Origin of the sequence: Nocardia sp. NPDC047648 (assembly GCF_040642815.1) — a bacterium.
Lineage (GTDB): Bacteria > Actinomycetota > Actinomycetes > Mycobacteriales > Mycobacteriaceae > Nocardia > Nocardia gamkensis.
In genome coordinates, this window is sequence record NZ_JBEYSX010000007.1 from 299,073 (window position 1) to 308,967 (window position 9,895).

A 9,895-nucleotide genomic window follows, 5' to 3' on the forward strand; every position below is an offset into this window, starting at 1 on the left:
GCGCCGACGACGGGGGCCGCGCCCGATGACTGGGGCCGCGTCTGCGACTGGGGCGGGACGACCGGGTCCGCGTCGACGGATGGGGCGGCATTGACCACCAGGCACGCGCCGACGGACGGGGCCGCGGTGAGCGCACGGAGCGATCGGAACGGGAGCGTGGTTCGATGGGCGACTCGGTGACCGCGGCGGACGTGCGGACGGCTTTGCGGGAACTGGCGAATCCGGACGACGCGACGCACTTGCAGCGGTTCTTCAAATCCGGGCCCGGTGAGTACGGCGAGGGTGACGTGTTCCTCGGCGTGCGGGTCCCGGTGAGCCGTGGTGTCGCGAAACGATTCGCGGCGCTTCCGTTGGACGAGATCGACAAGCTGCTCGACAGCGACGTGCACGAGGACCGGTTCGTCGCGCTGGTCATCCTGAACGCGCGCTTCGCCGCGGCGTCCCGGCCGCGCTCCTTCGACGACGCCGCGCGCGCCGCCGTGGTTGAGCTGTATCTGGCGGCCGTGCGGCGCGGCCGGGTGAACAACTGGGATCTCGTGGACGTGTCCGCGGAGAACATCGTCGGCCCGTGGCTGCTGGACAAACCGCGTGACCTGCTGTTCCACCTGGCGCGGTCCGAATCGCTCTGGGAACGGCGGGTGGCGCTGCTGTCCACCTTCGCCTTCATCAAGGCGGGTGACGCCTCGACCACCTTCGCGCTGAGCGAGCTGCTACTCGGCGATCGGCGCGATCTGATCCAGAAGGCGGTGGGCTGGATGCTGCGCGAAGTCGGCAAGCGCGTCGACCGGAGCCTGCTGACCGCATTCCTCGACCGGCACGCCCCGGCCATGGGACGCACCGCGTTGAGCTACGCGACCGAACATCTACCGCCCGAAGTGCGCGCCGAATACCGCGCGCGATAGGCGGCGCAATCGATCGGCTAATGGCCCGATTTCGGGCGAACGCAAAATTGCGTTCGAAATGGCGGATGGTTCAGAACTGAATCTTCAGGTGGTCGGTCACCGGATGCGCCTGGCAGCCGAGAATGTAGCCGTTCTCGATATCCTCCGGGTCGAGGATTTCGGCGTTGTCCATTTCCACCTTGCCCTCCAGCACCGTGCACGCGCACGAACCGCATTCGCCCTCCTGGCAGGAATAGGGCACGTCCAATCCCTTGGCCAGCATGATGTCCACCAGCGTCTGCTTGCGCGGCCATTTCAGCTGGTGGACTTCGCCGTCCAACTCGACCTCGACCGTCGCCGCGTCGGCCGCCTCCTCGTCGGAGACCTCGACCGGCGCCTGGTCGGCGAACGGGTCGCCGGCCAGCGAGTTGAACACCTCGGCGTGCGTGCGGGCGCGCGGCACGCCCAGTTGCGCGAGTGCGTCGTGTACCCGGTCCATGAACGGCTTCGGGCCGCACATGAACGCGTCGTAGCCGCGATAGGGGGCGACCAGGGTGGCCAGCGCGTCGGCCGTCGGCAAGCCCTGCAGGTACTCCAGCCAGTGGATCACGGTGAGCCGCTGCGGGTGCTTGTCCGCCAGATCGCGCAGCTCACCGGCGAAGATCACCGACTCGTGGTCGCGGTTGGCGTAGACCAGCACGATGCGGCCGGTGCCGCGGGCCAGTGCCGACTTCAGGATGGACATCACCGGCGTGATGCCGCTGCCGGCGCCGAACAGCAGTAGATCGTCGTCCAGGTCCTTCGGAGTGAAGACGCCCGAGGGCGGCAGCACCTCGATCCGGTCGCCCTCTTTCACGTTGTCGCACACCCAGTTCGACCCGTAGCCGCCCTCGGTCCGCTTGACGGTCACCTTCGGGCGGTCGTCGGTGTGCGGGGAGCTGGCCAGCGAGTAGCACCGCGCCACCGAGCCGGTCCGGTCGCTGGGGATGCGCAGGGTGAGGAACTGCCCCGGCTGGTAGCGGAACTTCTCGGCCAGCTCGTCGGGAACGTCGAAGACCAGCGAGCGAGTGTCGGCCGTCTCGGTGATGACCGCGGACACCCGCAGCACGACCGAGCGCGAGCCGTGTGGAACCTCGACAGTCGTCATGTCGTCCTCTCGAACCTGGCACGGGCTACCCGCGACGCAAAAACTAGAACGTGTTTCAGTTTCATCGTACGTCGGGCGTCGCCTGGCGGACAAGCTGGGCCTCCAGCCCGGCGATCAGCACCTCCATGCCGAAGTCGTAGGAGTAGCGTCCGCGCAGGTCGCCGATGTGCCGCGTGGCCCGCTCGACCACGGGCGGCAGTGTGACGTCGGCGGGGGCGGAGCGGTCGCGCGGGTTCACCCGGCTGCGGCCGAACAGGTAGGTGTGGATGGTCGCGTAGGCGGCCAGGATGTTGCGGTCGCCGAAGCCCGCGTCGTCCAGGATGTCCATGATCGCGGCGATCAGGTCCAGCTGTTTGCCGAGCATCTGCTCGATGAGGATGTCGCCGAGACCGGGATGTTTGCGCAGCTTCTCGTCGATCTGGTCGACCAGGTCGCGCAGCCGATGCTGCCACGACCCGGATTCGGCCGGTGGCGTGCGCACTCCGGTCAGCGCCGCGCTGGCGACGAGGTCCAGCAGCTCGCGTTTGTCGGCGACGTAGTAGTAGGGCGCCATCGGGGAGACGCCGAGTTCGCGGGATAGTCGCCGCATCGACAATTTCTCCACGCCGTCTTCGCGCACCACCCGCAGCGCGGCCTCGACGATCTCGGACTCCGACAGCGTTCGACTCGTGGTGCTCGCGGGCCCACCGTGGTTACGCAAGCTTCCGCCTCCAGGCCTGATGCGCACACCACTGTGTGCCGCCGCCCCCGTTCGCCCGCATTCGTCCGACTCCCATGCCACCTCTACCACCGCGGGCTTGTGCTGCCCGTCACATTCTGTTCCGCTGCTTGCCATCCGCAGTCTAGAGCGCCGGGTATCGCTCCCGTCGCCGCCTGTTGTACTCGGCGAGCGGCGAACGGGCCGGTCGCGCGGGTCGAGCGGCGGCCGGAATCTCGGGCCGCACGGATTCGGTGACTGAAACCTGTTCTTTTGTCAGTTGATGACGTTATTGTGTGAGCACGAACTGCACCGAGCAGTTCGCACACGGATCGTCCTCACGGAGGTAGCCATGCCGGAATACGGGTCCAACGGACACGCCGACACCGACAACACCGGACGGATGGAGACCGCCGCCGCGCGGTCGGCCGAAGAGGCGCCGCTGGTCGAGGAGAGCCTCATCGAAGAGGTGTCCATCGACGGCATGTGCGGCGTCTACTGACGGGCGGCGGACCACGATGCTCGATCTCGATACCCGCTGGCAGCTGCACCCGCGTGTGGCGCTGCGCCCGGAGCCGTTCGGCGCGCTGCTCTACCACTTCGGCACGCGCAAGCTGTCCTTCCTGAAGAGTCCGCGGATCGTCGAGATCGTCCGCTCGCTGCCGGAGCACGCCTCGGCCCGCACCGCCTTGCACGCGGCAGGCGTGCCGGAGGCGGGCGCGGGCGTCTACGTCGACGCGCTGACCCAGCTCGCCGATTCGGACATGATCATCGGTGTGCCGGAAGGCGCGCCGATGCCGGCGGCGATCACGAACGCCGCTCCGGTGGCGGAGGCCGTCGCGTCCGGCGGGGCGGTGCGCCTGGTCGATCGCTTCGAGTCCGGCTTGGCCGCGCCGATCTGCCTGACCTGGGAACTCACCTACGCCTGCAACCTCTCCTGCGTGCACTGCCTGTCCTCCTCGGGCCGCCGGGACCCGCGCGAGCTGAGCACCGAGCAGTGCAAGGCGCTGATCGACGAGTTCGAGCGCATGCAGGTGTTCTACGTGAACATCGGCGGCGGCGAGCCCACGGTGCGCCCGGACTTCTGGGAGCTGGTCGACTACGCGACCGCGCACCACGTGGGCGTGAAGTTCTCCACCAACGGGGTGCGGATCACGCCCGAGGTCGCGGCCCGGCTGGCGGCCAGCGACTACGTCGACGTGCAGGTGTCGCTGGACGGCGCCGACGCCGCGGTCAACGACGCCGTGCGCGGGCCCGGCTCCTACGCCATGGCCATTCGCGCGCTGGAGAACCTCGCCGCGGCGGGTTTCCGGGACGCGAAACTGTCGGTGGTGGCGACCAGGCACAACATCGGACAGCTCGACGAGTTCCGCGCCATCGCCGAAAGGTACGGCGCCACCTTGCGACTGACCAGGCTGCGGCCGTCGGGGCGGGGTGCGGACGTATGGGACGAACTGCACCCGACGCCCGATCAGCAGCGGGTGCTCTACGACTGGCTGCTGCGCAACGGGGAGGGTGTGCTCACCGGCGACTCGTTCTTCCATCTCTCGGCGTTCGGTCAGACGCTGCCGGGGTTGAACATGTGCGGCGCGGGCCGGGTGGTCTGCCTGGTCGATCCGGTCGGTGACGTCTATGCCTGCCCGTTCGCCATCCACGATCGATTCCGTGCCGGAAACGTCGTGGCCGACGGTGGTTTCGGCGCCGTGTGGCGGTCCTCGGACCTGTTCGGGGAGCTGCGCGAGCCCAGCGGCGGCGGCGCGTGCGCGTCGTGCAATTACTACGACGCCTGCCGGGGCGGCTGCATGGCGGCGAAGTTCTTTACCGGGTTGCCCGCCGACGGTCCGGATCCGGAGTGCGTCCAGGGCTACGGCGAGGCGGCGCTGGCCGACACCGCGCGGATGATCCCGCGTTCTTCGGTCGACCATTCCCGCCGGGTCGCCCCCCGCGCGGGCGGGCGTAAGAGTACACCGGTCCCGTTGACGTTGAGCGCGACGCGCCCGGCCGGCTTCGCGCCGGAACGCCGCCCGTCGCGGGCTTGCGACGAGAGTCCGCTGGCCTGAGGCAATGATGTTTGCCAAAAGTGTGCTAGCAGTGCGGTCATGGCTATCGTCCGGTCCACGACCGGGCGATAGCCGTCGCGTTGCCGGATGCTGGGAAACGGCTGTCGGCGAACTCTCGGCATCGGGTGCGGCGCAGGCCGCTTCCGGTGGCGGGCCGGTTTCGCCCGGAAATCTGCCGTTTTTTCCGTACTGTTGATGTCCGGCCGCGAAACTCCGCCTAGCATGCCAAGAATGCGCCATGATCGCCTGCCCGATGGATTCGGGGTGCGGATCGATCCCCGGGTACGCGCATACTCCGGCGGGCGGGTTCTGATCGGCGGTTCGCCGGCCAGGTTGCTGCGACTTGCCCCGGAGGCCGCCGAGATGATCGGCGACGGGTACCTCGAGGTGACCGGCCCGAAGTCCGCCGTCGTTGCCAGACGGCTGCTCGACTCCGGAGTGGCCAATCCCCGCCCCCGGCTGCTGCCGTCGCCGGAGGACGTCACCGTCATCGTGCCGCTGCACAACAACGCCGAGGGTCTGGCCCGCCTGCTCGCCGCGTTGCGCGGGCACAACGTCATCGTGGTCGACGACGGGTCCGACCAGCCGGTCCGGATCCCGCGCAACCGAGGGACCCGCTGCCGGGTGACCGTGCTGCGGCACGACCGCAAGCAGGGGCCCGCGGCCGCGCGCAACGCCGGCTTGCGCGCGGCGACAACCGACTTCGTCGCGTTCCTTGACTCCGACGTGGTGCCGCGCAGCGGATGGCTGGAAGTGATGCTCGGCCACTTCAGCGACCCCGGGGTGGCGTTGGTCGCCCCGCGGATCGTCGCGCTGGACCCGGAGTCCAACGCGCTGGCGCGCTACGAGCACACCCGCTCCTCGCTCGACCTGGGCAGGCGCGAGGCGGCCGTGCACTCGGGTGGGCTGGTGTCCTACGTGCCGAGCGCGGCGCTGCTGGCGCGGCGCAGGGCGCTGCTGGAACAGGGCGGTTTCGACGAGTCCATGCACGTCGCCGAGGACGTCGACCTGTGCTGGCGGCTGGAGCGGGCGGGCTGGCGGCTGCGCTACGAGCCCGCGGCGCACGTGGCGCACGACCACCGGGTCCGCTTCCGCGCCTGGTTCGGCCGGAAGCTGTTCTACGGCACCGGCGCCGCGCCGCTGGGCGATCGGCACGCGGGCACGGTGTCACCGCTGTCGGTGCCGTCCTGGACGTTGCTGGCCGCGTTCCTGTTCGCCACGCTGACCAAATGGGGGCTGCTCGGCGGCATCGGCACCCTGATCACCGCGCTGGCCCGATTGCGGCGCGTTTTCGCCGAACTGGACAACCCCACCCGGATCGCCGCGATCTACCTGGCGCGCGGTTTCTTCGCCGGGCTCTGGCGGATGGCCTCGGCGATGTGCAGGCACTACTGGCCGATCACGCTGGTGGCGATGGTCCTGTCGCGGCGCGTCCGGCGCATCGCGATCACCATGGCCATCGCCGACGGCCTGGCCGACTGGTTCACCCACCGGGACGCGGGCGGCCTCGATCCCGTGCGCTACGTGGCATACAAGCGTCTCGACGACATCGCCTACGGCACCGGCCTGTGGCTCGGCGCGTTTCGCGCGCGCAGCGTGGAAGCGCTGAAACCCACCACGCCCGCACGCTGATCGACTCGTACGACCCGCGACGACCTGTGGATCTTGGCTACTGAACGGGAGTCCGAATGGCCGACACACTCATCGTGGGGGGCGGTACCGCCGGGTGTGTCCTCGCCGAGCGGTTGAGCGCCGATCCGGCGCACGCGGTGTGGCTGCTCGAGGCCGGTGCGCTGTGGACGGACCTCGACGCGATGCCCGCCGAGTTGCTGGACGCGGCGGCGTTGCCGATCGGTCCGGAAGTGGGGTGGCTGTGGCGCTACGAGGTCGTTCTCGCCGAGGACCCGCCCGTGCCGGGAACCATCGTGCGCGGCAAGGTGATCGGCGGGTCGGGCGCGGTCAACGGCGGCTACTTCGTCCGCGCCACGGCGGCGGACTTCGAGGACTGGAGCCGGGTGCTCGGCGGCTCGCAGACCTGGTCGTCGGACGCGGTGCTGCCGTTCTACTGCCGGACCGAGCGCGACCTGGACTTCGGCGATCGGCCTTGGCACGGTGATCATGGCCCGATTCCGGTGCTGCGCACCGCGGATCCCGCCCCGGTCAGCGCGGTGTTCACGGATGCCTGCCTCGCCGCCGGGTTCGCCGAGGTGCCCGATCTCAATGCCCCCGACAGCGGCGAGGGTGTCGGCGCCGTGCCGTGCAATTGCGACCACGGCAGACGGATCGGCCCGGCCATCGGCTATCTGCTGCCCGCTCTGGGCCGCCCGAATTTGACGGTGCGCGGAGAAACGTTGGTCACGCGCATCCGTTTCGACGGGACGCGGGCGGTCGGCGTCGAGTGGCTCCGCGACGGCGAGAGCGGAGTCGAATGGGCCGACCGCATTGTGCTCTGCGCGGGGGCGATCGAGTCGGCCGCGCTGCTGCTGCGTTCGGGCATCGGCGACCCGCGGCAGCTTCGACCGCTCGGCATCCCGGTCGTGCACGCCGCACCGGTCGGCGCCTGGCTCGGCGACCATCCGGAAGTGGGGATCTCCTACCTGCTCGACCTGGCCGAACCGCCGACCGTCCCGCTGGAGACCGTGCTGGAGGTCGGTGATGTCGAAATCCGCCCGTACGCCGTGTCCTTCACCCCCGGGGTGCGCAGGCTCGGCGTCACGCTGATGCGCCCGCGGTCCTCCGGGACGCTCCGCTTGCGATCGGCCGAGCCGGGCGTCGCGCCGCTCATCGATTACCGATACCTCGCCTCGGAGACCGATCGTGTCCGGCTGGGCGAAGCGGTGGCGACCGCGGGCGAGCTGCTGCGCCGGATGAACGCCCGGCCGGTCGATCCGATTCCGCGGACCGGGGATCTCGACGCTTGGTTACGCGCGAATCTCGCCACTTCGCAACATTTATCCGGCACCTGCCGAATGGGCCGGGAAAACGACGCGGCGGCCGTGGTGGACGAGCTGTGCCGGGTGCACGGAGTAACCGGGTTGTCGATAGTGGATCTGTCCGTCGTGCCGGTGCCACTGGGGCGTGGTCCGCAGGCCACAACCATGATGATCGCGGAAAAGGCGGCCGCGCATCTGGTCTCATAAGTGAAAGACGGTTAGGTCACAATTTGCCGGGGTCGTCCTCGGGTGTGACCTGGCGGACAAACCCGAACATCGATCGGTGCCGCCCGGTATGCGCCGGTACAGTTTGGGGCGGAAAGAAAGGCAAATGGTCAGCAACATCGCAGGTGGGCGACCCCCACGGCCGGGCGTCGAGCCGGGCGCCCAACTCGGTGCGCTCGAAGTCTACGCCGCGCAGGCGCACGGATATCTCAGCGCGGGCGGCGATCACCTTGCCCGGCTCGCCGGTTTGTTGCGCCCTGCCGTGCTGGAGTCCTGGCTGCGCAGCGTGCGTGGCGGGATCGATCCGATGGACGCGGTCGACGGTCGCGGCTTGCGCGGGGCCGATTTGCAGCGCTATCTCCAAGCCCATCCGATTGCCGCCCTGATGCCGCTGATCGACAAATTGCTCGTACAGGACACGGCCAGAACGGGTTTGATCGTCGTGGTCGCCGATCAGTTCGGCCGGGTGCTCTCGGTGCACGGCGGCGCCGAGCAGGTCGCGGCCGCCGCGGAGATCGGCCTGCGCGCGGGCGACGATCTGAGCGAGCGCCGGATCGGCACGAACGCGGTCGGCCTGGTGGTGCGCACCGGGCGCGCCGCCTGGATCCACGGTCCGGAACATTTCCTGCACCGGATGCACCAGCTCACCGGCGCTGCGGCGCCGGTGCACGATCCGGACGGGCGGCTGGTCGGCGTGCTGATGATCGCCGGCGGCGTCCGCGTGGCCAAACCGGAGATCCTGGCGCTGGTCAAGGCCACTGCCACCGCCGCGGAGATGGACTTGCTGCTCACCGCGATGCGGTCCGGGGAGCGCGGAACGGGTCGCGGCCGACGCGACCCGGCGCCGCCGCACCCGGCGGGCCGGCTCGCGCTCGACGTGCTCGGCCTCGGGCAGCCGCAATTGAGCGTCGCGGATGATCGGGTGCCCTTGTCGCAGCGGCATGCCGAGATCCTGTTGCTGCTGGCCGAACATCCGGAGGGGCTCGGCGCCGATCACCTCGCGCTGCTGCTCGATGACACCGATCTGGACAACGGCACCATTCGGGCGGCCGTGTCCCGATTGCGGGCGGTGGTCGGCCCGACCGTGTTCGGCTCCCGGCCTTACCGTCTCTGCGTTCCCGTCGCAACCGATGTGGAGGCGCTGCGCGCCGCGCTCGACTCCGGTGATGTCGATTCGGCATTACGGCTCTATGCCGGGCCGGTGCTGCCGCGTTCGACCGCGCCGGGAATCATCGACATTCGCGACGAACTGCGGGTGCGATTGCGCACCGCGGTGCTGGGATCGGGAGACGCCGCGGCGCTGCGCCGGTGGACCGCTTGCCCGGAGGGGCGCGACGACGCCGCGGCATGGGCGGCCTACCGGGCTACGGTGGATCGTGACTCTCCGCTGTATGCGCAGATCGAGGCCAAGATCCGGGTGCTGGATCGCCGCCTCGGCGCCGATGCAACGCGAATGCAACGTTTCGGCCCATAATCTGCACAGCCATCGGTGTGCGCACGCTTCGCCGTGATCGAACACGGTCGCGCGTCCAGGTCTGTCCTGGACTTCCGCCGCTGGTAGCCGCATTGGACGTCTGTCCAGAAGTTTTTAGTGCAAATAGTTCCTTTTTATTACAGAAGCGCCTAATGTTCGCACTGCACGGATGACGACCGTGTGACGTAGCTGACATAACCGTGGCGTCCGCTCCACGGCGATGACGTTGGAGGATCGATCGAACGCTAGGCGAGAACGTCGGCGGACGCGACGCTCGCCGCGGCGGTGACCACCCGGTCGCCGATCTCGCGTAAATCTGCCGAATTCCGCGCGATGCCCTTCGCATCGCTCGCGCTTCTCATCGAATCGCACGTGGTGTTCACGCCATGCGCCCGGACTGGGCAGCCGGGTGTAGCGGCTTGTTCGTGCTGCCCAAAAGCGTTCGGACAGCGGTTCTTTCGCCGAGTAGGAGGCTCTG

General features: G+C 69.1%; 8 protein-coding genes. 6 read left to right on the forward strand and 2 right to left on the reverse strand.

The window, feature by feature from the left end; all coding sequences use genetic code 11:
• Positions 1-164 precede the first annotated feature (164 nt).
• Entirely contained in the window at positions 165-902 is a 738-nt protein-coding gene (locus ABZ803_RS17850) for a DNA alkylation repair protein (protein WP_357038871.1), read from the forward strand.
• A gap of 70 nt (positions 903-972) precedes the next feature.
• Here the strand turns inward: ABZ803_RS17850 and ABZ803_RS17855 are convergent, their stop codons facing one another.
• On the reverse strand, positions 973-2,028 hold the full coding sequence (locus ABZ803_RS17855) for a ferredoxin--NADP reductase (RefSeq protein WP_062968428.1): 1,056 nt from the start codon (positions 2,026-2,028) through the stop codon (positions 973-975).
• 61 nt (positions 2,029-2,089) lie between these two features.
• Positions 2,090-2,728, reverse strand: a complete 639-nt coding sequence (gene mftR2, locus ABZ803_RS17860) for a mycofactocin system transcriptional regulator MftR2 (protein ID WP_357038874.1) — start codon at positions 2,726-2,728, stop codon at positions 2,090-2,092.
• Positions 2,729-3,128: 400 nt separating this feature from the next.
• Between mftR2 and mftA the strand changes: the two genes are divergently transcribed.
• From mftA to ABZ803_RS17885, 5 genes are all read left to right on the forward strand, one after another.
• Positions 3,129-3,227, forward strand: coding sequence for a mycofactocin precursor MftA (mftA, locus tag ABZ803_RS17865; RefSeq protein WP_157107015.1), 99 nt, complete (start codon positions 3,129-3,131; stop codon positions 3,225-3,227).
• A gap of 16 nt (positions 3,228-3,243) precedes the next feature.
• Entirely contained in the window at positions 3,244-4,785 is a 1,542-nt protein-coding gene (gene mftC, locus ABZ803_RS17870) for a mycofactocin radical SAM maturase (protein ID WP_357038877.1), read from the forward strand.
• Positions 4,786-5,016: 231 nt separating this feature from the next.
• A complete protein-coding gene (mftF, locus tag ABZ803_RS17875) occupies positions 5,017-6,417 on the forward strand; it encodes a mycofactocin biosynthesis glycosyltransferase MftF (RefSeq protein ID WP_357038880.1) in 1,401 nt (466 codons plus the stop codon).
• Positions 6,418-6,473: 56 nt separating this feature from the next.
• A complete protein-coding gene (gene mftG, locus ABZ803_RS17880) occupies positions 6,474-7,925 on the forward strand; it encodes a mycofactocin system GMC family oxidoreductase MftG (RefSeq protein WP_357038883.1) in 1,452 nt (483 codons plus the stop codon).
• A gap of 124 nt (positions 7,926-8,049) precedes the next feature.
• On the forward strand, positions 8,050-9,417 hold the full coding sequence (locus ABZ803_RS17885; protein ID WP_357038886.1) for a GAF domain-containing protein: 1,368 nt from the start codon (positions 8,050-8,052) through the stop codon (positions 9,415-9,417).
• Positions 9,418-9,895 lie beyond the last annotated feature (478 nt).

Coding starts and splice junctions, on each gene's coding strand:
- ABZ803_RS17850 (WP_357038871.1), top strand. CDS start 165: ATGGGCGACTCGGTGACCGCGGCGGACGTGCGGACGGCTTTGCGGGAA.
- mftC (WP_357038877.1), top strand. CDS start 3,244: ATGCTCGATCTCGATACCCGCTGGCAGCTGCACCCGCGTGTGGCGCTG.
- mftA (WP_157107015.1), top strand. CDS start 3,129: ATGGAGACCGCCGCCGCGCGGTCGGCCGAAGAGGCGCCGCTGGTCGAG.
- mftG (WP_357038883.1), top strand. CDS start 6,474: ATGGCCGACACACTCATCGTGGGGGGCGGTACCGCCGGGTGTGTCCTC.
- mftF (WP_357038880.1), top strand. CDS start 5,017: ATGCGCCATGATCGCCTGCCCGATGGATTCGGGGTGCGGATCGATCCC.
- ABZ803_RS17885 (WP_357038886.1), top strand. CDS start 8,050: ATGGTCAGCAACATCGCAGGTGGGCGACCCCCACGGCCGGGCGTCGAG.
- ABZ803_RS17855 (WP_062968428.1), bottom strand. CDS start 2,028: ATGACGACTGTCGAGGTTCCACACGGCTCGCGCTCGGTCGTGCTGCGG.